The organism is Agrobacterium sp. 6Ca8, from assembly GCF_055382765.1.
Genome location: NZ_AP026433.1, coordinates 435,021 through 457,547, shown reverse-complemented (window position 1 = coordinate 457,547; position 22,527 = coordinate 435,021). Strand labels below are relative to the sequence as shown.

Sequence of the window (22,527 nt, the reverse complement as noted above, 5' to 3'; positions counted from 1 at the left end):
GTTCTTTTTTTGTTCTTTGTTTCACTTCTGTTGATGACACGATATAGAACCGGAAAGCGATAGAGGGATGCATCAATCTTGGAAATCCGTTTCGACACCGCAGGCGTCGCCTTCGAGGGCAGGCAGGCTTTACAGCCCGTGTCCCTGACATTGACTGAACGGCGTATCGGCGTCATCGGCCTCAACGGCTCGGGCAAGACCACCTTTGCGCGGCTGATTAATGGTCTGACAAAGCCGACGCGCGGCAAGGTGTCGGTGAACGGTCTCGACACCGTCAAAGATGCGAGAGCGGTATTGCAGGCAGTCGGTTTCATCTTCCAGAATCCGCAGAACCAGATCATCCTGCCGATCATACGCGACGATGTCGCCTTCGGCCTCAAGCGACTCGGTATCGGCAAGACGGAGACAGAAACGCGGGTCAAGGCCGTGCTTGCCCGGCTCGGTATCGCTCATCTGGAAGAACGGCGCGCGCACGAGCTTTCCGGCGGCGAATTGCAGCTGGCGGCGCTGGCCGCCCTGCTGGTCACTGAACCGCAAATCCTCATTCTCGATGAACCGACCAATCAGCTCGACCTCAAAAACCGCGCGATCGTTGAAAAGACAATGGCTGCGCTGTCGCAGGCGCTTGTCGTCATCACCCACGATCTGCCGCTGCTTTCCGGCTTCGATCGCGTACTGGTTTTTCACGAAGGCGAGCTTGTTGCAGACGCCAACCCCGAAGAGGCGGTGGCACGTTATCTGGAGGTTGCGTCGCGATGAAGTCGCTTCATGTCGAAGGCACGGGCTGGCTCTACCGCGTCTCTCCGCGACTCAAGCTCGTGACGCTGATGGTTTTCAGCATTGCGCTGTTTCTCACCCGCGATCTGCTTTTGCTGGGATGCGCCGTCGTTGTGGCCGCCGCCATTCTGCGCGAGACGCGGCTGCAATTCCGCGAGATCGGCCTGCGGCTACGCCCGGTGATGCTGACCATTCTCCTCGTTGCCGCCTTCAGCTATCTGCTGCTTCCGGTACACGATGCGAGTGTCAATCTTTTGCGGCTGACTGCACTGGCGCTTCTCGCCACCGCCGTCACCATCACCGTCAGCATTTCGCAATTCATGGACGAAATCGCGCTTGCCGCCGCCCCGCTGGAAAGGCTGGGGCTGGTCAAGGCGGCCGATATCGGGCTCGCGGTCGGGCTCGTCGTGCGGTTCGTGCCGGAGATCGTCAATCGTTACCATGCGGTGCGCGATGCGCACCGCGCGCGCGGCCTCCCCGTTCGGCTGGCCACGATCATCGTGCCGCTCGTCATTATGACGTTGAAGGATGCGGATGCCATTGCCGACGCCATTGACGCGCGCGGTTTCAGAGGCCAAAGCTGACGGCAAAACAACCATCCGGAGTTCCCGAGCCATGACGACCCGCGACCTTGTGCTGATCTCGCTGTTTTCCGCCATCATCATCGCACTCGGACTTTTGCCGCCGATCACGCTTGGTTTCATTCCGGTGCCCATCACCGCGCAGTCGCTCGGCGTCATGCTGGCCGGTGTCGTGCTGGGGGCGAAACGCGGCACGCTCGCGGTTCTTCTGACCATCCTCATCGCCGCCATCGGCCTGCCAGTCCTCTCAGGCGGACGCGGCGGCCTTTCCATCTTCACCACGCCGACCACGGGCTTCCTGATCGGCTGGATTGCTGCCGCTTTCGTCACCGGCATGCTCTCGGAAAAACTCGTCAATCGCGGCCAGTCGGCTCTGACGCAGGGTATCGGTTTCTTCATCGCCAGCCTCGCCGGCGGCGTGGTCGTGCTTTATGCCTTCGGCATCTCCTATCTGGCGCTGGTGGTCGGGCTCGGGTTTGAAAAGGCGTTCATGGGTTCGCTCGCCTTCATTCCCGGTGATGCGTTGAAGGCCGTGCTTGCCGCCCTTGCCGGCCGCGCTGTGATGGTCGGCTATCCGCTTTTGCCGCAGCGCGCTTGATCAGCTTATTTCGGGAGGATTAGAGAATGGCGACCCGTCTTTACGAACATCCGATCTTCCTTGAACACATCACGCCGGAAGGCCATCCCGAGCGGCCGGATCGGCTGCGATCTCTGAACATTGCGCTCGAACATCCGAATTTCGAGCGACTGGTCCGCAAGCAAGCGCCGCAGGCCAACGAGGATGCCGTGCTTCTGGCGCATCCGGAGGAGCATCTGCTGTCCGTCATGCGCCAGATTCCCGAGGAAGATGGCGAGATCAACCGCGTCGAGGCCGACACCTATGTCTCGCCGAAAAGCCTGCAGGCGGCGCTGACCGGTATAGGCGCTGCGATGGTGGCGGTAGATGACGTGTTTACGGGTGCCGCCGACAACGTCTTCGTTGCGTCCCGCCCGCCCGGCCACCATGCGGAAACCGCAAAGGCCATGGGGTTCTGTCTCTTCAACAATGCAGCAATCGCCGCCCGTCACGCCCAGAAGGTGCACGGCGCAGAGCGCGTCGCCATCATCGACTGGGACGTGCATCACGGCAACGGTACGCAGGATATCTTCTGGAACGACACGTCAGTGCTGTTCTGTTCCACCCACCAGATGCCGCTTTACCCGTGGAGCGGCGATAAAAACGAAACCGGCGTGAAGAACAATGTCGTCAACGCGCCACTTTCCCCCAATACCGGCAGCGAGTATTTTCGCGAGGCGTTCAAATCCCGCGTCCTGCCGGCGATTGCCGATTTTTCGCCCGATCTCATCATCATCTCCGCCGGTTTCGACGCGCATCATCGCGATCCGCTTGCGCAGATCAATCTGGTGGGCGAGGATTTCGACTGGGCGACAGGGCGGTTGCTGGAAATGGCGGACAAATACGCCTCGAACCGGGTCGTCAGCCTGCTTGAAGGCGGTTATGATCTGGAAGGGCTGGCGGAATCGGCGGCCATGCATATTTTGAGAATGATGAAGGGTTGAAAATGACGGAAAATGCCAACACAGCCGATGTCAGCGGTTATTCCTTCGAAAAGGCCGTCGCCGAGCTGGAAAGCATTGTCGCACGCCTGGAGCGCGGAGACGTGGCGCTGGACGAGTCGATCGCCATCTACGAGCGCGGCGAAGCCCTGAAAAAACATTGCGAGACGCTTCTGAACGCCGCCGAAAAGCGTATCGAGAAAATCCGTCTCGACCGCGCCGGAAAACCGCAGGGCGTGGAGCCGCTGGACGGGGAATAAACACGTCCTGTTGAACGGGGGCGACACAGCGTTCAACATTACGGCGCTCCCACGTCGTATTGTTCGTGGTAAGCTTGCGTGTAACGATACGAGGAGCTTCGGATGTCCTTCTTTCCCGGCAACGATCCTGTCGCGGGCGATGCTTTCGCCTGCGACGCCATCGAAAACCTCATCATTCCGCGCACCAGCGATATTGGCGGCTTCGCCGTGCGGCGTGCGCTGCCGACGCGGCAGCGGCGGCTGGTCGGCCCGTTCATCTTTTTCGACCGCATGGGTCCGGCCATCCTGAAAGCGGGCGAGGCGCTGGATGTCAAGCCGCATCCGCATATCGGGCTTTCCACCGTTACCTATCTGTTTGACGGCGAAATCAAGCATCGCGACAGCCTCGGCACCGAACTGGTCATCCGCCCCGGCGACATCAACCTGATGACGGCGGGGCGCGGAATCGTGCATTCGGAGCGCACGCCGGAAAACCTGCGCGGCCATCCGCTTTCCATGTCCGGCCTGCAGACCTGGCTTGCCCTCCCCGATCATATGGAGGAAATCGCTCCGGCCTTTTCCCATACCGCCCGGGAAGACATGCCTCTGATCGATATCAAGGGCGCATCCGGTCGGGTCGTCATCGGTGATTTCGAAGGCCTCACTTCCCCCGTTTCGGCTTTTACCGACACGCTTTACGTTGACCTGACGCTGGAACCGGGTGTGAAATTCCCGTTCTCTGCCGACCATGAGGAACGGGCGATCTACATTCTTTCCGGATCTCTGGATGTCGCGGGTGACGTTTTTGCCGCCGACCAGTTGCTCGTCTTCCGGCCCGGCGACGACATCACATTGCAGAGCGGCAGTGGCGGCTGTCACATCATGATCTTCGGCGGTGCGGCACTCAACCAGCGCCGTTACATCTGGTGGAACTTCGTTTCGTCATCAAAAGAACGCATAGAGCAGGCCAAACAGGAGTGGAGAACCGGACGCTTCGATATCGTTCCCGGCGACGAAGAAGAGTTTGTCCCTTTGCCGGAGGGTTGAAATTCTATAGAAGTGAACGACATGCAGGGCTCAACTGCCGGCTTTCCATATGAAAGACGCACTGGTGCCCACCGCTGACACGAGAAAAGGCCGAACGATTGACCGGAATGCCACAGACCCCATTGCTTGACCGGGTGAATTTTCCATCCGATCTCAAGGAGATCGACGATCGCGACCTGCCGGAACTGGCAAGGGAGTTGCGCGACGAGATGATCGACGCGGTGTCGAGCACCGGCGGGCATCTGGGTGCCGGTCTGGGCGTGGTGGAGCTGACAATTGCCATCCACAAGGTGTTCAACACGCCTGAAGACCGGTTGATCTTCGATGTCGGCCACCAATGTTATCCGCACAAGATCCTGACCGGCCGTCGCGAGCGCATCCGCACGCTGCGCCAGGAAGGCGGGCTTTCCGGTTTCACGCGTCGGGCAGAGAGCGAATATGACGATTTCGGTGCCGGCCATTCCTCCACCTCCATTTCCGCCGGTCTCGGCATGGCGGTGGCTGCGGGGCTGGATCAGAGCGACCGCAAGGTTATCGCCGTCATTGGTGATGGCTCCATGTCTGCGGGCATGGCGTTTGAGGCGCTCAACAATGCCGGTGCGCTCGACGCGCGGCTGATCGTCATCCTCAACGACAACGACATGTCGATTGCGCCGCCGACGGGCGCGATGAGCGCTTATCTCGCGCGGCTGGCCTCCGGCCGCACCTATATGGGCTTTCGCGATTTCGGCAAGAAACTCACCGCCTATCTCGGCAAGACCATCGACCGCGCCATTACCCGCGCCGTGACCCATGCGCGCGGTTACGTAACGGGCGGCACGCTGTTCGAGGAGCTTGGCTTCTATCACATCGGCCCGATCGACGGTCATTCCTTCGATCACCTGCTGCCTGTACTGCGCAATGTGCGCGACAACCAGAAAGGCCCTGTTCTCATCCATGTGGTGACGCAGAAGGGCAAGGGTTATGCACCGGCGGAAGCGGCAGCGGACAAATATCACGGCGTCAACAAGTTCGATGTCATTACCGGCGCGCAGGCGAAAGCCAAGCCGAATGCGCCGAGCTATACCAGCGTGTTTGCCGAAGCGCTTATCCAGGAAGCGACCCTCGACGACAAGATCATCGGCGTCACCGCCGCCATGCCTAATGGTACCGGGCTGGACAAGATGGCCGAGCTTTTCCCGGCCCGCACCTTCGATGTCGGCATTGCCGAGCAGCACGCCGTCACCTTCGCGGCGGGGCTTGCGGCGGATGGCTACAAGCCGTTCTGCGCGCTTTATTCCACCTTCCTGCAACGCGGTTACGACCAGCTGGTGCATGATGTGGCGATCCAGAGCTTGCCCGTGCGCTTCCCCATCGACCGCGCCGGTTTCGTCGGCGCAGACGGACCGACCCATGCCGGCTCTTTCGACACCACATTCCTTGCCACCCTGCCCGGCATGGTGGTTATGGCGGCGTCCGACGAGGCCGAGCTGAAACATATGGTTCGCACAGCCGCAGCCTATGATGAAGGCCCGATTTCCTTCCGTTATCCGCGCGGCGAAGGCGTGGGTGTCGAGATGCCCGCGCGCGGTGAGATTTTGCAGATCGGCAAGGGCCGCATCATCAAGGAAGGCACGAAGGTTGCACTTCTTTCCTTCGGTACGCGCCTTGCGGAGTGCCTGGCGGCTGCCGAAGACCTCGATGCGGCCGGACTTTCGACCACGGTTGCCGATGCGCGCTTCGCCAAGCCGCTCGACCTCGACCTCATCCGCCAGCTTGCCGCTCATCATGAGGTTCTGGTGACAATCGAGGAAGGCTCTGTCGGCGGTTTCGGTGCACATGTGCTGCATTTCATGGCAAGCGCAGGCTTGCTCGACCACGGCCCGAAGGTTCGGACCCTGACGCTGCCCGACCATTGGGTGGAGCAGGCCAAGCCGGAGACCATGTATGCCAATGCCGGCCTCGACCGCGCCGGCATCGTTTCCACCGTGTTCAATGCGCTCGGCCAGCGTCAGGCCGGCGTCGGTTTCGCCGGCTGACAGAATTACCGGGACAGAAGGCGGGACGACCCGCCTCTGCCTCAGGATGCGGCGCCATCGAGAAAACCGACGACATTTTCAATCTGCCCCTCGGCATTTAGGCTGACGACATCGGTTCCGCCGGCAACATCTTCTCCGTCAGGCGAAATGAGACGCCATGAAAAACGGGTGAAGTTGCCGTGGCCATCCGGGGTGCCTGTGAGCACAAAGCGATATCCCGGAAATTTCTGCCGCGCCGCCTCGATCATCGCGGCAATCCCCTGCTGCCCCTCACCCTGCATCAAAGGATCTGTATAGCACGCCATTTCAGCCCAGCCTTGGCTGACGAGGCGCTGGCGGCGTTCATCGTTCTCCTCGTTCCAGACAGCGAGGTAGGTTTCGGCGATTGCGAGATGTTGCGTCATGATTGCGCTCCTTTTGGTTGACGGCCTGAGCATGCCGGGGGCTGTGACGCAGAACAATTACCTGCGAGGTAATCGCATTGCCGATATCTTCTGCTAGGCTGCGGGGCATGACACATCATCAAGAACATGTCGGCCAGGTGCTTAAGGAATGGCGGGCGCGCCGCAGATTGAGCCAGCTCGATCTGGCGTCCGATGCCGAGATATCGGCGCGCCATCTGAGTTTTGTGGAAAGCGGGCGATCTTCGCCCAGCCGTGAAATGCTGGCGAGGCTGGCAGAGCAGCTTTCCATGCCAGCCCGCGCCGCCAACCGGCTGATGCTGGCGGCAGGCTATGCGCCGATCCATTCCGAACGATCACTGGATGCGCCTGATATGACGGCCGTTCGTAAGGCCGTCGAAACCGTGGTGCAGGGCCACATGCCCTTCCCGGCACTTGCCGTCGACCGCCATTGGAATCTGGTTCTTGCAAATGATGCGATCAAATCGCTTCTCGCCGGCATATCCGAAGACCTGCTTCACCCGACCCTCAATGTATTGCGGCTGAGCCTGCATCCTGATGGCTTGAGTTCACGCATCGTCAATCTTGCCGAATGGCGGCATCACCTGCTGGATCGCCTACGCCGCCAAGTCGAAGAGACCGGAGACGAGACGCTTTCCCGGCTGCATGCGGAACTTTCCGCCTATCCCGCGCCCGCAGCTCCACGGCATTCCGCCGGGGCCGATCCGCTGGCGATACCGCTCGAACTACGCGATCCGTTGTCCGGGGGCGTGCTGCGCTTCATTTCGACCACCACGGTTTTCGGAACCGCCACGGATGTGACGTTGTCCGAGCTGGTGCTGGAATGTTTCTACCCGGCCGACGCCGAGACCCGCGCCGCCCTGATGAACGGTACAAAGGAGTAACTATCCATGCACACCACCTATCTCATCGGCTTCAAGGTCCGTGCCGATCAGCGCGAACGTTTTCTAGGATTGCTGAATGATCTGCTCGACGCCATGCGACACGAGAACACCTTTGTGAACGCAACCCTGCATCGGGACGGCGAAAACGAAAACCACTTCCTGCTGCATGAGACCTGGAGCGACCATCAGGATGTCCTCGACGTGCAGGTTCATCGTCCCTATCGGCAGGCTTGGCACGATGCCTTGCCCGAGCTTCTAGATGCCCCGCGCGACATTTCCGTCTGGCACCCCATGCGGGCTGATCATGCCGGCCCCGCGGCGAAACCTGGCGTGTCTTCGTCTACGTACCCTGTGGCCTGAACATCCGTGCAAAGAACACTTCGTCGGACAGGCGATGCAGCAAGGCTGCAATAGCGGCGGTTGCCACAATGGCGAAAACGAGCCGTCCGACCAGAACGCCGTAGACATCTGCACCCAGCGACATCACGACAATGGTGTCCTCAATGACGCTATGCGCAAACCCCATGAACACGCATGACAGAAAGACCTGACGCGGCGATATCGCTCCCGATTGCGCCTCGCGGATCAGAAGACCGGCGCCATAGGAGATACCGAGGAACAATCCGATGGCGGTGAGATGTTCGGCCTCGCCGCGAATGCCGGCAAGACGCAGCACGGGCGAAAGCGCTTTCATCATCAAGGCCAGGACGCCGGTCAGCCTGAGGATTTCAAGGCCAAAGGACAGGACCAGAAGGATGACGAGCATCGAAAGCATGGTTTCGCCAAGGCCCCAAAAATAGTCCGCCCAGTCGGCTGTGGCGCCCATGGCAGTCCAGACCGGGTTCACCGGGGCCGACAGCCACCCTGTCACCTCCAGAAAATGGTGCAGGAGAAAGGCATAGAGCAATCCGCCCCCGATACGCAGCAGCGTCGTTGCGATCACGCCGGGACCGGCCTTTTCAATGATCTTCTGCTCAATGGGCAGCCCATGCGCGAACAGGATGAGGGCCGAGAAAACCGTGACATCCGCCACGCTGAGCGAGGATACCGGAACCAGCGTGAAGACCAGCGGCACCGCGCCCCATATTCCCACCAGCATTCCCGTCAACCAGGCCAGCCCCAGCTCCGGCGGAAGCCCGATCAGGTTCATGACCGGCGCAAAGACCGGGGCCACGGCCTCGATCGCGCCCATTCTCGACAACAGTTCGGTGAGGATCGCAATCGGAACGGTGATCCGGACAAGCACCCAATAGATTTCAAGCGTTTCCCGCGTTTTACGCCAGACCGGCATCAGCAATGGCATCTGAAACTCCTTAAAGATTGTCTCAATCCACTAGCTCGAGCCGGTTCGCATTTGTGGTCAAAGATTGCAGCTTTGTGCAATTTTATTGCAAGTTGACCATTAGAGATTATGCTGCGGCAATGGACCGTATCGACCGCAAACTTTTAAACCTCATGCAGCGTGACGCATCGCGCACCAATGTGGACATGGCCGAGGAAGTGGGGCTGTCGCCATCCAGCTGCCTGCGCCGTCTGCAGCGGCTGCGCAAATCGGGCGTGATCGACCGCATTGTCGCGATCCTCAATCCCGCCAGAGCCGGACGGGCAATCAAGGCGCTGGTGACGGTGGAGCTGAAATTGCACGGCGAGCAGCATATGCGCCGTTTTCTCGACCTGGCGAGCGCCGAGGACGCGGTTTCGCACACCTATTCCGTTACCGGAGCCACCGATGTCGTTCTGATGCTGCGCTTGCGCGACATGGAGGAGTTCGACGCGCTATGCGACAGGCTGTTCCGCGACCAGAACAATGTCGCACGCTTCTTCACCATGGTCGTCATACGAACGGCGAAAGAGGAAACAGCCATTCGGCTCGATTGAATTCTTCCATTTCACTCGTCAAAACGCTCCTCCTTGGAGAAGTCGTCGTGGCAAATGGGTCTCTAGATGAGCGAATGCCCTGCATTTTTCAGCAGAACGAAAGCTTTTTCCAGATCGTTCGATTTCACAAGCAGGTGGTCGCCATCGAAAGTCGAAACCACGAATATACCGATCTCATTGGTCGAGAGCGGCTCGATAACGGACAAGACGATGCCCGTTTCATCGAAGGCAAATGGCCCCTGTAGCTTTAGACAGGACCAACCCGTATCAGATCTGACATGCCCAGGTATACGATCTTCCCGGCAGACGATGGAAAGCTCATCATCGGTCCGGGTGATACTGACGAAGCCACCGCCATCGGCCCAGGCCGGAATGGCTTCAGATGCCTCAAGTCGGGCCACCCCATATGCACCATCCAGAACTTTCAACTTGATCCTAGGTGCCATCTCGAAATCACCTTTGTTGGGAAACTGCGACAGAACGCGTGGTTGAGTGCTCGCGCCGTAAATCTAGCAACAAAAAGGGGGCTTCACAGCCCCCTGATTCACGCTTGATGATCGTGACCGTCAGGCTCAGAACTCCGTCCAGTCCTGATCCTTGGCAGCCGGCGCTTCTGCTTTGCCGCCAAAGGCGCGGGCAAGGCTTTGGCCAAGGGCGCGGGCGGGTGACGCGACCGGCCTTGCGGTTGTGGAGGCAGGCTTCACTGCGGCTTTTCTGACTGGTGCGGCGGGTGCGGACTGGTAGACAGGCTTCACCGAGGACTGGCGAGGAGCAGAATATCCGCCGGCGCCGGCAACGGCACCTCGAACGCCGCCCACCTTGAACTGGCCGAGCAGGCTATTGAGCGCTTCCGCTTCACGGGCGAGCGAATGGCTGGCAGCGGTCTGCTGCTCAACCATTGCGGCATTCTGCTGCGTGCCCTGATCCATGGTGTTCACGGCCGTGTTGATTTCTTGCAGACCAGTCGCCTGTTCGCGGGCAGCGACGACGATGGCGCTGACATGGGTGTTGATCTCCTCGACTTCCGCCACGATGAGTTCGAGCGCCTTGCCGGTCTCGTCGACGAGGTTGACGCCGTTTTCCACCTGCTGGCTGGAAGCGCCGATCAGCGTCTTGATTTCCTTTGCGGCATTGGCGGAACGCTGGGCGAGTTCACGCACTTCCTGCGCGACGACGGCAAACCCCTTGCCCGCATCACCCGCACGGGCGGCTTCGACGCCTGCGTTCAGCGCAAGCAGGTTGGTCTGGAAAGCGATATCGTCGATGACGCCGATGATATTGCCGATTTCGCCTGATGATTTTTCGATCTCGCGCATGGCGGCAACCGCCTTGCGGACCACGATGCCGGATTTTTCCGCTCCGCTGCGGGCGCGCTGAACCAGATTGCCAGCGTCCTCAGCACCCCTTGCGCTATCACGCACCGTGGTGGTGACTTCTTCCAGTGCTGCGGCGGTTTCCTCAATGGAAGCAGCCTGCTGTTCGGTGCGGCGCGACAGGTCGTCGGCAGCAGAGAGCATTTCCGAAGCCCCGGCATTGATTGCAGCGGCATTCTCGCCAACTGCGCGCATGGCCTGCTGCAGCTTTTCGACAGCGCTGTTGAAGTCGATACGGATGGGGTCGATGTAGGAGGCGAACGGCGTTTCGATACGGTAGGCGAGATCGCCTTCCGCCAGAGCCGCAAGGCCCTTGCCAAGCTCGTCACGCGCAAGGGCGTTGGCGGCTTCGTCCTGGGCCTTCTCTTCCTCGTTGCGGCGGCGCTCGGTCTCGGTTGCGGATCGCATGCGCTCGGTTTCGCTGGCAAGGCGGGATTTTTCCAGTCCGGCTTCCTTGAAGACGAGAACTGCTTTCGCCATTTTGCCGACTTCATCCTTGCGGTCGAGAGCCGGAACTTCCGTCGTCATATCGCCGTCGGCAAGCCTGCTCATAGCCGCCGTCATACCGACGATCGGCGTGACGATGGAGCGCGACAGGGCCCAGATGAGGGCCACGGCCAGAAGACCGGCAACCGCGCCGCCACCCAGAAGTGCGAGCTTGAGGTTGAGTGCGGCAGCGTCCTGCTGTGCGGCGTAGCTTGCCGACAAGCCGTTCAGCTGGTCCTTGATCTTGGCGGCGGAGGCGCGGAAACCGTCGAGCTGACCCTTGGCCTGATTGCGACCGATCTCGATGATTTCGGAAATCGGTGCTTCGGTCGTCTTGCGGGCGGCAAGCTGCGGTTCCGCCAGTTCCTTGAAGAACACGGTGGCGGATGCCTGCATGTCATCGATGGATTTCAGAATGTCCGGCTGGCCGGCGGCAAGCGCACGGGCTTCACCAAGCTTCTTCAGCATTATATCGCGCTGGGCGAAAACATCGTTGTAGGTGCTGTCGCTGCGAAACAGCAGAAAGCCGCGCTGGTTGACGGCCTGTTCCAGCATGGCGGCCGTTGCACCGTCAACCGCATGCAGGATGTTGTTGGCCTTGTTGTTCTGGACCGTGACGTGCTCGCTCCCCAGCGTCTGCCAGAAGACCACCGCCGAGGCGAGCAGGCAAACGCCCATCAAGACGCAGAAGGTGACAATGAGCTTAATGTTGATGGGGAAATTTTTTAGCGACATCGCAAACTCTCTCGGCGACCTGATGCCACGGAGCAAGCGTCTGCGCTGCAACGGTCGCAATTTTGGGAATGGGAGGAGATGCCGTCATGGCAGGTTCCGACTGGCCGCACGGGCCTTGCAGACAAAGTGCAATACAAGCCTTTATATTGGATTAATCGCATATGCTGTTTAACGACCACGAAACGACCCTGCGCTGCGGCAAATGGTGCCGTTGCGAAGCCTTGCGCGCGATAAATCGCTTGCATCTGCGGGGTTTGGCGGTCATTGACACGGGACCATGTCCAAAACACCTGAAAATGAACGGCTTGACCAGCTTCTTGTTTCGCTCGGCCACTTTGCCAGCCGCTCGCGTGCGCGCGATGCGATTGCGCGCGGCACCGTGAGCGTCAACGGGAAAACGGCCACAAAGCCCAGCCAAACCGTTGCCGGAAACGTCAAGATCGCCATTACCGATCCGGCGCAAGCCTATGTTTCCCGCGCCGCCCTCAAGCTCACCGCCGCGCTCGATCACTTCGGGCTCGATCCGAAGGGCCATGAATGCCTCGACGTCGGCGCCTCCACCGGCGGCTTCACCGAGGTATTGCTTCATCGCGGCGCAAAACACGTCACCTCCATCGATGTCGGCCACGGGCAGATGCATCCACGGATCGAGAACGATCCGCGCGTGACCAATCTGGAAGGGCTGAATGCGCGCTTCCTGACAACCGACGACATTGATGACCGGTCCGTGGACTTCATCGTCTCCGACGTGTCCTTCATCTCCATAAAGCTCGCCCTTGCCCCGGCACTCGCACTTGCCGCCTCCGGCGCGCACGCGGTTCTGCTGGTCAAGCCGCAATTCGAGGCAGGCCGTGATGCCATCAGCAAGGCCGGGCTGTTGAAAGAGCCGGAAACGGCGCCTGCCGTTGCTGCCGAACTGGAACGCTGGCTCGTTGAAGACATGGGCTGGAAGAGCCTCGGTCTCATCCCCTCGCCGATTTCCGGCGGCGATGGCAATATCGAATTTCTTCTCGGAGGCGAAAAGCCATGAGCACGCAGACCGTCAGTATCAAGAGCCTTGGCGCCCAGGGCGACGGCATTGCGCACTGTCCCGACGGCCCGGTCTATGTGCCCTTCGCCCTGCCCGGCGAAACGGTGGCGATCGCCAAGGTCAAGGATACCGGCACCATCATCTCGATTGCTGAAGCCTCCGCGGATCGCCGCGAACCCGTGTGCCGCCACTTCGGCCCCGAGGGCGTTAACGGCACCTGCGGCGGCTGTTCGCTGCAGCACTTTGCCGACCAGCCCTACCACGCCTTCAAGCGGGAGCTGGTGGTTTCGGCGCTGAGATCGAAAGGCCTGACGCCGCCAGTAGACGATCTCGTCATCTGTCGCCCCGGCGAGCGCCGCCGCGCGGTGTTTGCCGCCCGCAAGACGGAAAAGGGCCTGCTGCTCGGCTTCAACCAGGCAAACAGCCATCACATCGTCGCCATCGAGGAATGTCCCGTCACCTCGCCCGGTATCGTCGCGCGGCTGGACGCCGTGCGGGCAATCGGCCTTTCCCTTGCGTCGAATGCAGAACCGTTCCGCATGACCGTTCTTGAAACGCTTTCGGGCCTCGACATTTCCGTCGAAGGCATCAAATCCGTCGGCGACAAACAGCGGCGCACATTGACGGAAACGGTGCTGGCCATGCGTGGCATCGCCCGTGTCGCGCTATCAGGCGAAATCCTGATCGAACCGCAAAAGCCGATCATCGAATTCGGCGGCATTCCGGTTTCCCCACCGGCCGGCGGTTTCACGCAGGCAACCAAACAGGCCGAAGACGCCATGGCGGAACTGGTGCTTGCCCATGTTGGCAAATCCAAACGCATCGCCGATCTCTTCTGCGGTTCCGGCACGTTTGCGCTGCGGCTTGCGCGCGTCGGCCGCGTGCATGCGGTTGAGGCAGAGGACAAGCCGCTGAAAGCGCTCGATTTCGCCGCGCGCAACACGCAGGGCCTGAAACCCGTCAGCATCGAAAAGCGTGATCTTTTCCGCCGGCCGTTGATGACGAGCGAAATGAAGAATTACGATGCCGTTGTGTTCGATCCGCCGCGCGCCGGTGCGGAAGTTCAGTGCAAGGAACTTGCGCGCAGCGCGGTGAAGAAAATCGTAGCCGTCAGCTGCAATCCGCTGACACTTGCGCGCGACCTCGCCATTCTGGTGGAGGGCGGCTATCGCGTCACGCGCGTCACGCCGGTCGACCAGTTCTTGTGGTCGCCGCATGTGGAAGCGGTGGCGACGCTGGAGAAATAATCACCAGGCGGCGTCGACCGTGCCGTTGCCGACCACGCCCGAGCAACGGCAGGCGCCGCCAACGCGGCCCTGTTCGATGGGGCAGACATAGGGCCGACGACGATTGGCGCTGTCCGGTGGAGTGATGACGCAAACGAAACGCGCGCGGCGCTGGCGATCGCGGGAATTGCCGGAGTAATAATTCGGGCTGTCGTCTTGCGTGGACTGCGCCAAAATGACGTTATTGCTCGAACCCGGCAAAGGCACGGTCGCCGCTGCATCTGCGACAGTCGCAGCGGAGAGGAGGACGGTCAGGGCGAAAACAAAGTGACGCATGGCGGGTGGCCTTCGAAGGATGACGTTGCGTTATCTAACCCAAGCCATATTACCCGGTTCCTTAACTGCAAGGAATTCCTGCCGGAACGCTTAACGCCGCATGAATGCCTCGAAAGCGGCCCGCGCCTCGGCACTCTGCAATTGCGCGGTGAAATGGCGGGCTTCCTCATCGATGCGGGTCAGCACATCCGCCGGATTGCCGCGCACGAGATCGCGGGCAATCTTCAGCGCCTGCTGCGGCTTGGCGGCAAGCCGCGTGGCAAGCGCCAGCGTTTCGCTTTCGACATGTTCCGGCGCCACGACTTTCCAGATCATTCCGGCCTGCAAGGCCTGTTCGGCGGTAAAACCTTCGCCCATGGCCAGCAGAGCAAAGGCGCGCTGATGGCCGATGAGCTTTGGCGCAAGCAGGCTGGACGCAGCTTCCGGCACCAGCGCCAGATCCACAAACGGCGTCTTGAACAGGCTGCGGTTGGAGGCAACGGTCAGATCGCAATGCAGGTTCAGCGTCGTGCCGATGCCGATGGCCAACCCATCGACGCCCGAAACCAGCGGCTTTTCGAAGGTTGCCAGCGCCTTCAGAAGATCGAGCACCGCGAGCTTGCCCTTTGCGCCAGACATGGCGAAGGCAAGAAAATCGGCCATGTCATTGCCGGCGGAAAAGCAGCCTTCCGTACCCAGAAACGCGACGACACGGATATCCGGGTCTGCATTGGCGGCCTTCAGAGCCTCTGCCATGCGCAGATACATTGCATCGGTGATGGCGTTTTTCTTTTCCGGCCGGTTGAAGCGGATGGTCAGAACGTCAGGCGCATGACTGACCCGCTCGACTAAAATATGGTCGTCCGACATGGTTTTCTCCTTAACCCAGCACGGCGCGGGCGGCCGCAAGGCTTGCTGCACCGGCAATGACGCGATCCCTCAGCGCTGCCGTTTCCGCCAGCAGGTTTTCCGCCGCAAACCGGCAGAGCGATGCGCGATGCGCTCCCCTGCCGTCATCCACCTGGGCCAGGGCGCCCTTGGCAAGATAGGCTCCGGTGAGCGCCAGCCCGAAGAGGCGCTGATAGGGCGTGGCACCAGCGAGCGCGGTTTCGGTTTCGCGCGCTTTCAGGCGTTCCAGCAACCAGTCGGTCGCCGTTTCGAGATCGGTGAGACTCGTTTCGAGATAACGGGCAGTCTCGCCGAGATCACTGCGGTTCGAGGCAGCAGTTCGGGCGACGATTTCACGCAATTCTGCGATGAAACCGCGCACCTGTGCGCCATCGGAAAGCGGCAGCTTGCGCACCACCAGGTCGATCGCCTGAATGCCGTTGGTGCCTTCGTAGATCGGCGCGATGCGGGCATCGCGCAGGTAACGCGCCGCACCGGTTTCCTCGATGAAGCCCATGCCGCCATGCACCTGAATGCCCATGGAAGCGACATCGACACCGGCATCGGTGGAGAAGGACTTGGCGATTGGCGTTAAAAGAGCTGCGCGCTCCTGCCAGTGGGCGCGTTCAGCCACGTCCTCGGCGGCATGCGCCATATCGATGGCGTGGGCGCAGTTGAAGGAGATGGCGCGCGCACCTTGCGTCAGCGCTTTCATCGTCAACAGCGTGCGGGCGATATCGGGATGCTCGATGATAGGGCTCATGCCCGAACCCTGCCAGCCGGGCGCCTTGCCCTGCGTGCGTTCCCTGGCGTATTCGATTGCGTTCTGTGTCGCCGCCTCGCAGATCGCCACGCCCTGCATGCCAACGGCAAGGCGGGCGTTGTTCATCATGGTGAACATGCAGGCGAGACCCTTGTTCTCCTCGCCGATCAGCCAGCCCAAGGCACCCTTCTCTTCGCCAAACTTTCCGTCCCCGAAGATCATCGTGCAGGTGGGCGAACCGTGAATGCCGAGCTTGTGCTCCAGCGAATGGCAGAAGACGTCGTTGCGGCTGCCCGGCGTGCCGTCGTCTTCGGGCAGGAATTTCGGCACGAGGAACAGCGAAATTCCGCGCGTGCCGGCCGGCGCATCCGGCAGGCGGGCGAGAACGAGGTGGATGATATTGTCCGCGGCGTCATGTTCGCCCCAGGTGATGAAAATCTTCTGCCCGAAAATGCGGTAGGTGCCGTCACCATTACGCTCGGCACGGGTTTTCAGCACGCCAAGGTCCGATCCCGCATGCGGTTCGGTGAGGTTCATCGTGCCGGTCCATTCGCCGGAGACGAGTTTGGGAAGATAGATGCGCTTCAGGTCGTTGCTACCGTGGGCAACGAGAGCTTCCACCGCGCCCATGGTGAGCGTCGGCGCAAGCGCGAAAGCCATGGAACCGGAATTCCACATTTCGAGTGCGGCGACATTCAGCATATGCGGCAGGTTCTGGCCGCCGAATTCTTCCGGTGCGGTGAGGCTGTTCCAGCCGGCCTCAGCCCAGCGCCGGTAAAGATCGGCCCAGCCGTCCGGCGTTGAGACCTTGCCGTCGCTCAGCCGCGCGCCCTGTCGGTCGCCTATATCGGCAAGCGGCGCGACCTGCTCGGTGGCGAAACGGCCGGCCTCCTGTAATATGGCATCGACCACATCTTCACCGAGGTCTCCCAGAGCACCTCTGGACAACGCGTCTTGCAGACCCGCCACATGTTTGAGTGTAAAGGCGATATCATCCACCGGCGCGGTATACATGCTGCCTCCTCCCGAAGCTCTTGCCTATCGTGCTGTTGCTTTCGGGCTAAATGATTTTTACGTAAACGTCAATTTGAAAATTCCCGCCTTTTCAGCGGGATTGTTATAAAACTGTCATATGAATTTGCTCAGCATGCGCTGACAGGTGCCGTGCCACCGCTGCCGTTTCCGTTTTGGGGCGACGGACGCCTCCCCTCCCATTCCGCCGGTCAGGACTGCCATGATAGATCTCATAACGCCCGCTATCCCCGGCCTTGTCTGGGCTTATCAATTCCACCCCGGAACGGCGCCATGCAGGCGGCTTGCGCCCGATGCGGGCTTTGGCGAGATGGCGCAATGCGAGGGCTTCTTCTGGCTGCACCTCAATCTCGCGGATCAGCGGGTGGCGGGCTTTCTCGAAACGATCGATGGTCTCGATCCGGCAGCGCTGGCAAGCCTCACCACCCATGAAACCCATCCGTCCATCACGGTGGATGAAAAGTCACTTTATGGCACGCTGGTCGATTTCCAGCGTGAGTTCGATCAGGAAACGCGTGATTTCGGTTGGCTGCATTTCGCGGTCAGCGACCGTTTCATCATTACCACCCGTCTGCAACCGTTGCGCTCAGTGGACCGGCTGAAAGCGGCAGTCGACAAGAATTCCAACCGCTACCTCACGCCGGCCCATGTCTTCGAAGGCCTCGTCGCGGAATTCCAGCGTTCGCTGATCAGCCTTGTGATGGAAACGACCGAAGAGCTGAATGCCATCGAGGACCTGGTCTATGACAGCGAAAACCGCGACGAGCGGCGGCGGCTTGCGCCGCTCAGGCGCACGGTCGTTCGCCTCCACCGGCATCTGCGCACGGTGCTCACCCTGATGCGGCGGGCGTCTGCCGCCGATGAGGACGAAATGCCTGACGGTTTCGAGGATGTCGCCTCGCGGCTGATGGGCCGCCTCGAGGCCGTCGATCACGATGTCTACGCCCTTCAGGAACGCGCAAGGCTGCTGCACGAGGAAATCGATTCCAAGCTCTCGTCCGAAACCAACCGGCATCTTTATATCCTGTCGCTGATGACGGCATTCCTGCTGCCGCCATCGCTGGTCACCGGCTTCTTCGGCATGAACACGGATGAGTTGCCATTTACGGTCGGCACAGGCGGCACGATGGCGGCCAGCATCTTCATCGTGATTTCGGTTATGCTTGCCTGGTTCGTGCTGAAGCGGGCGCGCATTCTGTGAAAACAAAAAGCCGCCCGTATCCGGGCGGCTCGTAATAACTATCAGGCTGGTCAATCGCTACTCCGTCTTGCCGGATGAAGGCAGGAGTGACGGAGTAGTGCTATCAGCTGTAAGGCGAATAGCAGGGCTGGCGTGGGCCATTGTAGGGCTGGAACGTGTTGCTATAGGCATCGTAGGACCGATACCGGCCATAGCACCAGTTCACATGCGCCTGGCTCATGCCGGCACGACGAACCGGACGATATTCGCGGTAGACCGGACGCGGGCGATATTCCGGAACCGGACGGTAGACTTCGCGCGGCTGCGATAGTGCGCCGCCGATGATCGCGCCCGTCGCAAAGGCTGCGAGCGGGAACCAGTAACCGTCGTGGTGACGATAACCCGGGCGGTAGTCGCGATAACCGCGATGGCCGCCGTACCAGCCGCGGCGTTCGCCGCCCCAGCCGCCACGATTGTCACGATCGCGCCAGTATTGCACATTGACGACATTCTTGCCGGCATCGTTACCCAGGGTCTCGACACTCTTCGGCGCCATCAGCAATGGCATTGCCTCAGCGGGAACAATCGCTCCTGCAACCACGATTGCAGAAAGACCGACAGCCAGGATATTCTTCACATAGCTTCTCATCTGACTTCCTCCATTCACGACGGTCGACAGGCCGTTGCACGTGAATAATAACACCTTTTTCTTTTTATCCAGCCAGTTTGTCGGTGCTGGCTGGAACATCACAGGTTGCAGGCTAGGCGCTTTCGCCTGAACCCAGCATTAACGGCGTTGTCACGCTTCGGTTACCGAAACTCGCCACCCGAAAGCAAAAGCCCGGATCAGATCCGGGCTTTCGAAAGGCGTGCTTAACGGCTGTATGGAGATACGCATACACGACGCGGACCGCTGTTCGGCTGGTAGCTGTTATCGTAGGCGCGGTAAGAGCGCCAACGGTTCTGGCACCAGGCAACATGGCTGCCGCCATAGGCCGGTCTCGGCTGCGCCATGGCGCCGCCAATGATTGCGCCAGTGGCGAAGGCTGCCAGCGGGAACCACATTCCGTTGTGATAGCGGTAGCCCGGACGGCGGTCGCGATAGCCGCGATGGCCGTTATAATATCCGTCCCGCGACGGGCGCGGACGATACATGCGGTCGCCATATCTGCGGTCACCTCGGCGGTCCCATTCACGGTACTGCACCGGCACTACATTCTCGGTTGAGATTGCCGGCTTTGCCATCGGAACAGGCGCCTGAAACGCCTGCGACGGCGTGAAGCTTGCCAGGAACAGGACAACCGCCGTAGCGACGCTCGTCGTGCGGAAATTCATCATGATCTTTCCTCCGTTTGCTGTGGCGCGTTGAACCGCGCTTTCTAACTACTCGGTCTTGTCGGAGGTAGGGGCAGCCCCATTGAAACACCCGAAAAGAATTCGATGACGTGCAAACGAGTTTTAAGACCTTTGGTTCCGGTTCAAAAATAGATTCCCGCATAAGACGCAGGATTTCGTGCGCTCAGGCTTCTACCTTCACGTCGGTCAAGGGCCGCGAGCAGCAGGCGAGAATATAGCCTTCATCGATTTCGTCATCGAGAATGCCGCCATTGTGGTTCATCTCCACCTCGCCGGAGAGCTTCAGCACCCGGCAGGTGCCGCAAATTCCCGATTCGCAGGCGGCACCGATGCGCACACCTGCGGCGCGCGCCGTCATCAGAACGGTCTGGCCGGGCTGGCACGGCACTTCCTTGCCGGAAAGCGTAAACCCCACCATCGAGAGTGCTTCGCCATCCGCCACGGTGTGAATACTCTCGCCCACAGCAACCGGGGCGGCTGGCGAAAAGCTTTCCTGGTGGTAACGGCTCATGTCGAAGCCGGAAGCATCCAGCATGGAGCGGATGGCGGCCATGAAAGGCTCCGGTCCACAACAGAACACCGTGCGATCCATGAAATCAGGCGACAGAAGCGCAATCTTGGCCTTGTCGACCATGCCCTTCAAGCCGGACCAGAGATCAGTGCGGCCGCAATTTTCCACGATGAAACCGAGCGACAGTTTCGGCATGAAGCGGGCAAGATATTCCAGCTCGTGACGGAACACGATATCGGATGGCGAGCGCGAGCAATTGATGAAGGCGATGTCACTCTGCGGCGCGCGGTCGCTCATGTCGCGCACCATCGACATCATCGGCGTCACGCCGGAGCCGGCCGAGATGAACAGGTATTTGTCGCCGGGATGCCGTACATAAGAGAAATCGCCGAGCGGGCCGAGCGCCCGGATTTTCATGCCGGGCTTCAGATTGTCGAACATCCAGCGCGTGCCGATGCTGGTGGCCTGCGCCTTGACCGTGACCGACAGCGCATAGGGCCGCGACGGGCTGGAGGACAATGTGTAGGTGCGGTAGAGCGGCTCCTTGCCTACCGGCAACTCCAGTGTCACGAACTGGCCCGGCAGGTAACGGAACCAGTTCTGATCCTCCGACCGGAACAGGAATGTCATCACGTCAGGCGTCTCGGGCGTCACCGAAATGCATTCCAGCAGGTGGAGCTTGTCGCTCCACGGCTTCATCTCGTCTATGTGCTTGTAGGTCACAGCCATATTCATCTTCGCGTTACGCTACTGCCGAAAGGCGGGCCTTGTCGCCCGACAGCCGGTCAACCATGAAATCGGCATACCAGTTGACGAACTGCATCACGCCGCCCTCGTCTTCCATGGAATAGGGGCCGGGCTGGTAAGCGGGCGAACGGATGCCGAAGGCGTTTTCCTCGACGATGCGGCGGTCCTGATCGTTGGTTTCGTTCCAGACGTGCGTGAGATCCTCGAGATCGTAATCCACGCCTTCAACCGCATCCTTGTGCACCAGCCATTTGGTAGTGACCATGGTCTCATTGGCGTTGAGCGGCAGCACGCGGAAGGAAATGGTGTGGTCGCCGAGGAAGTGGTTCCAGGTCGTCGGATAATGGAACAGAAGCAGCGCGCCGATATGGCTGATGCTGACATCATCCGAAAGCGGCCGGCGCACGGCGCGTTTTCCCGACATGGTGTAGCTTTCCGCCTCGCCGATCAGCGGCATGCGGGCAACACGGAACTGGCCTTTCGGATCGATCTTGAAGCGGCTCGGCAGGCCGGCAGCCTCGCAGCGCGCCCAGTGGCCACCGATCTCGGGATCGCTTGCACCACCGTCCGTACCCGTAACGCTCGGGTTTTCAGGATAGGTGCGGCAGAGTTCCGGATGGTTGGCGGCGCAATGGTAGCACTCGCGGTTGTTTTCCCAGACGAGCTTCCAGTTACCCTTTTCGATGATCGTGCTTTCATGCGCGACCTTGGCTTCCCAGATGCGATGCGGCGCCATGTAGCTTTCGACCTCGGCGCGCATCGGCGCGAAATCGGCGGGCTGGTCTGCCAGGCAGATGAAGACGTAACCGGCAACGGTTTCGCAGTGGACCGGCTTCAGGCCGAATTCAGCCTTGTCGAAATCATCGCCCATATGGCGGGCAAACAGCAGCTTGCCGTCCAGATCGTAAGTCCACTGGTGATAGGGACAGACGAGGCGTGCGGACTGGCCCTTATGAGAAGAGCAGACGCGGGAACCGCGATGGCGACAGGAATTATGGAGGGCGCGAATCTGTCCATCGCGACCGCGAATGATGACGACGGAATAGGCGCCGACCTGAACGGTGATGTAGTTACCGGCCTTCGGCACTTCGCAATCATGGCCGACAAACAGCCAGTCGCGGTACCAGATGGTTTCCATGTCCAGATTGAAATAATCCGGGTCCGTGTAGAAAGACTGTTCCAGGCTGAAGCCTTCGCGGCGGTTCTTCAGCTGACGCAGTACGGTATCACGCAATTCCATGGCCAAATCCTCGATCAAACCGCCCTGCCCCACACCATTTATCGGACTGCGGAAGTGTGATCCCATCTAAACATCAGCGTTCATTTGCGGTAGCGCAGACAGCGACATCGGCTTCCGCATTGGCGACAAATTGCGACATGCGCCAATGGCCGTTGCACGCCATTCCGCTGCGAAATCCGGCAGCTATTCCCCGCCGGAAACAACGTCGCAATATGACGCATGATGTCGCGCAGCTCCCTCTC

At 60.4% G+C, this 22,527-nt stretch carries 24 protein-coding genes; 13 read left to right on the top strand and 11 right to left on the bottom strand.

Features of this window, described 5'->3' with window-relative positions:
- Window positions 1–78 precede the first annotated feature (78 nt).
- From ACZ5A6_RS02255 to dxs, 7 genes are all read left to right on the top strand, one after another.
- Window positions 79–759, top strand: coding sequence for an energy-coupling factor ABC transporter ATP-binding protein (locus tag ACZ5A6_RS02255; protein ID WP_013635602.1), 681 nt, complete (start codon window positions 79–81; stop codon window positions 757–759).
- A complete protein-coding gene (locus tag ACZ5A6_RS02250; protein ID WP_013635601.1) occupies window positions 756–1,361 on the top strand; it encodes a CbiQ family ECF transporter T component in 606 nt (201 codons plus the stop codon). The genes ACZ5A6_RS02255 and ACZ5A6_RS02250 overlap by 4 nt, the downstream gene beginning before the upstream one ends.
- Window positions 1,362–1,392: 31 nt before the next feature.
- Entirely contained in the window at window positions 1,393–1,956 is a 564-nt protein-coding gene (locus ACZ5A6_RS02245) for a biotin transporter BioY (RefSeq protein WP_003511752.1), read from the top strand.
- 26 nt (window positions 1,957–1,982) lie between these two features.
- Window positions 1,983–2,918, top strand: a complete 936-nt coding sequence (locus tag ACZ5A6_RS02240; RefSeq protein WP_003511750.1) for a histone deacetylase family protein — start codon at window positions 1,983–1,985, stop codon at window positions 2,916–2,918.
- Between the two features lie 2 nt (window positions 2,919–2,920).
- Window positions 2,921–3,175: an exodeoxyribonuclease VII small subunit gene (locus tag ACZ5A6_RS02235; protein WP_003503059.1), complete on the top strand. Its 255-nt coding sequence runs from the start codon at window positions 2,921–2,923 to the stop codon at window positions 3,173–3,175.
- Between the two features lie 102 nt (window positions 3,176–3,277).
- On the top strand, window positions 3,278–4,201 hold the full coding sequence (locus tag ACZ5A6_RS02230; RefSeq protein WP_003511747.1) for a pirin family protein: 924 nt from the start codon (window positions 3,278–3,280) through the stop codon (window positions 4,199–4,201).
- A 98-nt stretch (window positions 4,202–4,299) separates the two neighbouring features.
- Complete coding sequence (gene dxs / locus ACZ5A6_RS02225; protein ID WP_003511745.1) at window positions 4,300–6,219, top strand: 1-deoxy-D-xylulose-5-phosphate synthase; 1,920 nt, start codon at window positions 4,300–4,302, stop codon at window positions 6,217–6,219.
- Between the two features lie 41 nt (window positions 6,220–6,260).
- Here the strand turns inward: dxs and ACZ5A6_RS02220 are convergent, their stop codons facing one another.
- Window positions 6,261–6,623 carry a nuclear transport factor 2 family protein gene (locus ACZ5A6_RS02220; RefSeq protein WP_003511743.1) on the bottom strand — a complete coding sequence of 121 codons (363 nt, stop codon included), beginning with the start codon at window positions 6,621–6,623 and terminating at the stop codon, window positions 6,261–6,263.
- Window positions 6,624–6,730: 107 nt separating this feature from the next.
- On the opposite strand from ACZ5A6_RS02220, the gene ACZ5A6_RS02215 reads away from it, so the two are divergent.
- On the top strand, window positions 6,731–7,525 hold the full coding sequence (locus ACZ5A6_RS02215; RefSeq protein ID WP_174061573.1) for a helix-turn-helix domain-containing protein: 795 nt from the start codon (window positions 6,731–6,733) through the stop codon (window positions 7,523–7,525).
- 6 nt (window positions 7,526–7,531) lie between these two features.
- Entirely contained in the window at window positions 7,532–7,885 is a 354-nt protein-coding gene (locus ACZ5A6_RS02210) for a putative quinol monooxygenase (protein WP_003511740.1), read from the top strand.
- On the opposite strand, the gene ACZ5A6_RS02205 is transcribed toward ACZ5A6_RS02210, so the two are convergent.
- On the bottom strand, window positions 7,866–8,828 hold the full coding sequence (locus tag ACZ5A6_RS02205; protein WP_174061574.1) for a nucleoside recognition domain-containing protein: 963 nt from the start codon (window positions 8,826–8,828) through the stop codon (window positions 7,866–7,868). The two genes, ACZ5A6_RS02210 and ACZ5A6_RS02205, sit on opposite strands and share 20 nt — an antisense overlap.
- A 119-nt stretch (window positions 8,829–8,947) precedes the next feature.
- On the opposite strand from ACZ5A6_RS02205, the gene ACZ5A6_RS02200 reads away from it, so the two are divergent.
- Window positions 8,948–9,403, top strand: a complete 456-nt coding sequence (locus tag ACZ5A6_RS02200) for an Lrp/AsnC family transcriptional regulator (RefSeq protein WP_003511738.1) — start codon at window positions 8,948–8,950, stop codon at window positions 9,401–9,403.
- A gap of 62 nt (window positions 9,404–9,465) precedes the next feature.
- On the opposite strand, the gene ACZ5A6_RS02195 is transcribed toward ACZ5A6_RS02200, so the two are convergent.
- Both ACZ5A6_RS02195 and ACZ5A6_RS02190 read right to left on the bottom strand, forming a co-directional pair.
- Complete coding sequence (locus ACZ5A6_RS02195; protein ID WP_003511736.1) at window positions 9,466–9,849, bottom strand: ACT domain-containing protein; 384 nt, start codon at window positions 9,847–9,849, stop codon at window positions 9,466–9,468.
- 126 nt (window positions 9,850–9,975) lie between these two features.
- Window positions 9,976–11,997, bottom strand: a complete 2,022-nt coding sequence (locus tag ACZ5A6_RS02190) for a methyl-accepting chemotaxis protein (RefSeq protein ID WP_174061575.1) — start codon at window positions 11,995–11,997, stop codon at window positions 9,976–9,978.
- 277 nt (window positions 11,998–12,274) lie between these two features.
- Between ACZ5A6_RS02190 and ACZ5A6_RS02185 the strand changes: the two genes are divergently transcribed.
- Together ACZ5A6_RS02185 and ACZ5A6_RS02180 are read left to right on the top strand one after the other, a co-directional pair.
- Window positions 12,275–13,027 carry a TlyA family RNA methyltransferase gene (locus tag ACZ5A6_RS02185; protein ID WP_038490049.1) on the top strand — a complete coding sequence of 251 codons (753 nt, stop codon included), beginning with the start codon at window positions 12,275–12,277 and terminating at the stop codon, window positions 13,025–13,027.
- A complete protein-coding gene (locus tag ACZ5A6_RS02180; RefSeq protein WP_065702768.1) occupies window positions 13,024–14,274 on the top strand; it encodes a class I SAM-dependent RNA methyltransferase in 1,251 nt (416 codons plus the stop codon). Before ACZ5A6_RS02185 ends, ACZ5A6_RS02180 begins: the two co-directional genes overlap by 4 nt.
- On the opposite strand, the gene ACZ5A6_RS02175 is transcribed toward ACZ5A6_RS02180, so the two are convergent.
- From ACZ5A6_RS02175 to ACZ5A6_RS02165, 3 genes are all read right to left on the bottom strand, one after another.
- Window positions 14,275–14,589, bottom strand: a complete 315-nt coding sequence (locus ACZ5A6_RS02175) for a hypothetical protein (RefSeq protein ID WP_174061576.1) — start codon at window positions 14,587–14,589, stop codon at window positions 14,275–14,277.
- 90 nt (window positions 14,590–14,679) lie between these two features.
- Window positions 14,680–15,438 carry a crotonase/enoyl-CoA hydratase family protein gene (locus tag ACZ5A6_RS02170; RefSeq protein WP_174061577.1) on the bottom strand — a complete coding sequence of 253 codons (759 nt, stop codon included), beginning with the start codon at window positions 15,436–15,438 and terminating at the stop codon, window positions 14,680–14,682.
- Between the two features lie 10 nt (window positions 15,439–15,448).
- Window positions 15,449–17,233, bottom strand: a complete 1,785-nt coding sequence (locus ACZ5A6_RS02165) for an acyl-CoA dehydrogenase (RefSeq protein WP_464111037.1) — start codon at window positions 17,231–17,233, stop codon at window positions 15,449–15,451.
- A 223-nt stretch (window positions 17,234–17,456) separates the two neighbouring features.
- Between ACZ5A6_RS02165 and ACZ5A6_RS02160 the strand changes: the two genes are divergently transcribed.
- Window positions 17,457–18,452, top strand: a complete 996-nt coding sequence (locus ACZ5A6_RS02160; RefSeq protein ID WP_003511722.1) for a transporter — start codon at window positions 17,457–17,459, stop codon at window positions 18,450–18,452.
- Between the two features lie 103 nt (window positions 18,453–18,555).
- On the opposite strand, the gene ACZ5A6_RS02155 is transcribed toward ACZ5A6_RS02160, so the two are convergent.
- From ACZ5A6_RS02155 to ACZ5A6_RS02140, 4 genes are all read right to left on the bottom strand, one after another.
- Window positions 18,556–19,080, bottom strand: coding sequence for a BA14K family protein (locus ACZ5A6_RS02155; protein WP_003511720.1), 525 nt, complete (start codon window positions 19,078–19,080; stop codon window positions 18,556–18,558).
- Between the two features lie 224 nt (window positions 19,081–19,304).
- Window positions 19,305–19,769 (bottom strand): BA14K family protein, encoded by a 465-nt coding sequence (locus tag ACZ5A6_RS02150; RefSeq protein WP_174061579.1) that lies wholly within the window; start codon window positions 19,767–19,769, stop codon window positions 19,305–19,307.
- A 181-nt stretch (window positions 19,770–19,950) separates the two neighbouring features.
- Window positions 19,951–21,033: an FAD-binding oxidoreductase gene (locus tag ACZ5A6_RS02145; protein WP_013635587.1), complete on the bottom strand. Its 1,083-nt coding sequence runs from the start codon at window positions 21,031–21,033 to the stop codon at window positions 19,951–19,953.
- Window positions 21,034–21,040: 7 nt separating this feature from the next.
- Entirely contained in the window at window positions 21,041–22,285 is a 1,245-nt protein-coding gene (locus ACZ5A6_RS02140) for an aromatic ring-hydroxylating oxygenase subunit alpha (RefSeq protein ID WP_013635586.1), read from the bottom strand.
- Window positions 22,286–22,527: the final 242 nt, after the last annotated feature.

Excerpts from the sequence above, each read along its gene's own strand:
- ACZ5A6_RS02250 (WP_013635601.1), top strand. The coding sequence starts at position 756 with ATGAAGTCGCTTCATGTCGAAGGCACGGGCTGGCTCTACCGCGTCTCT.
- ACZ5A6_RS02245 (WP_003511752.1), top strand. The coding sequence starts at position 1,393 with ATGACGACCCGCGACCTTGTGCTGATCTCGCTGTTTTCCGCCATCATC.
- ACZ5A6_RS02240 (WP_003511750.1), top strand. The coding sequence starts at position 1,983 with ATGGCGACCCGTCTTTACGAACATCCGATCTTCCTTGAACACATCACG.
- ACZ5A6_RS02235 (WP_003503059.1), top strand. The coding sequence starts at position 2,921 with ATGACGGAAAATGCCAACACAGCCGATGTCAGCGGTTATTCCTTCGAA.
- ACZ5A6_RS02230 (WP_003511747.1), top strand. The coding sequence starts at position 3,278 with ATGTCCTTCTTTCCCGGCAACGATCCTGTCGCGGGCGATGCTTTCGCC.
- ACZ5A6_RS02220 (WP_003511743.1), bottom strand. The coding sequence starts at position 6,623 with ATGACGCAACATCTCGCAATCGCCGAAACCTACCTCGCTGTCTGGAAC.
- ACZ5A6_RS02215 (WP_174061573.1), top strand. The coding sequence starts at position 6,731 with ATGACACATCATCAAGAACATGTCGGCCAGGTGCTTAAGGAATGGCGG.
- ACZ5A6_RS02210 (WP_003511740.1), top strand. The coding sequence starts at position 7,532 with ATGCACACCACCTATCTCATCGGCTTCAAGGTCCGTGCCGATCAGCGC.
- ACZ5A6_RS02205 (WP_174061574.1), bottom strand. The coding sequence starts at position 8,828 with ATGCCATTGCTGATGCCGGTCTGGCGTAAAACGCGGGAAACGCTTGAA.
- ACZ5A6_RS02200 (WP_003511738.1), top strand. The coding sequence starts at position 8,948 with ATGGACCGTATCGACCGCAAACTTTTAAACCTCATGCAGCGTGACGCA.
- ACZ5A6_RS02195 (WP_003511736.1), bottom strand. The coding sequence starts at position 9,849 with ATGGCACCTAGGATCAAGTTGAAAGTTCTGGATGGTGCATATGGGGTG.
- ACZ5A6_RS02190 (WP_174061575.1), bottom strand. The coding sequence starts at position 11,997 with ATGTCGCTAAAAAATTTCCCCATCAACATTAAGCTCATTGTCACCTTC.
- ACZ5A6_RS02185 (WP_038490049.1), top strand. The coding sequence starts at position 12,275 with ATGTCCAAAACACCTGAAAATGAACGGCTTGACCAGCTTCTTGTTTCG.
- ACZ5A6_RS02180 (WP_065702768.1), top strand. The coding sequence starts at position 13,024 with ATGAGCACGCAGACCGTCAGTATCAAGAGCCTTGGCGCCCAGGGCGAC.
- ACZ5A6_RS02175 (WP_174061576.1), bottom strand. The coding sequence starts at position 14,589 with ATGCGTCACTTTGTTTTCGCCCTGACCGTCCTCCTCTCCGCTGCGACT.
- ACZ5A6_RS02170 (WP_174061577.1), bottom strand. The coding sequence starts at position 15,438 with ATGTCGGACGACCATATTTTAGTCGAGCGGGTCAGTCATGCGCCTGAC.
- ACZ5A6_RS02165 (WP_464111037.1), bottom strand. The coding sequence starts at position 17,233 with ATGTATACCGCGCCGGTGGATGATATCGCCTTTACACTCAAACATGTG.
- ACZ5A6_RS02155 (WP_003511720.1), bottom strand. The coding sequence starts at position 19,080 with ATGAGAAGCTATGTGAAGAATATCCTGGCTGTCGGTCTTTCTGCAATC.
- ACZ5A6_RS02150 (WP_174061579.1), bottom strand. The coding sequence starts at position 19,769 with ATGATGAATTTCCGCACGACGAGCGTCGCTACGGCGGTTGTCCTGTTC.
- ACZ5A6_RS02145 (WP_013635587.1), bottom strand. The coding sequence starts at position 21,033 with ATGAATATGGCTGTGACCTACAAGCACATAGACGAGATGAAGCCGTGG.
- ACZ5A6_RS02140 (WP_013635586.1), bottom strand. The coding sequence starts at position 22,285 with ATGGAATTGCGTGATACCGTACTGCGTCAGCTGAAGAACCGCCGCGAA.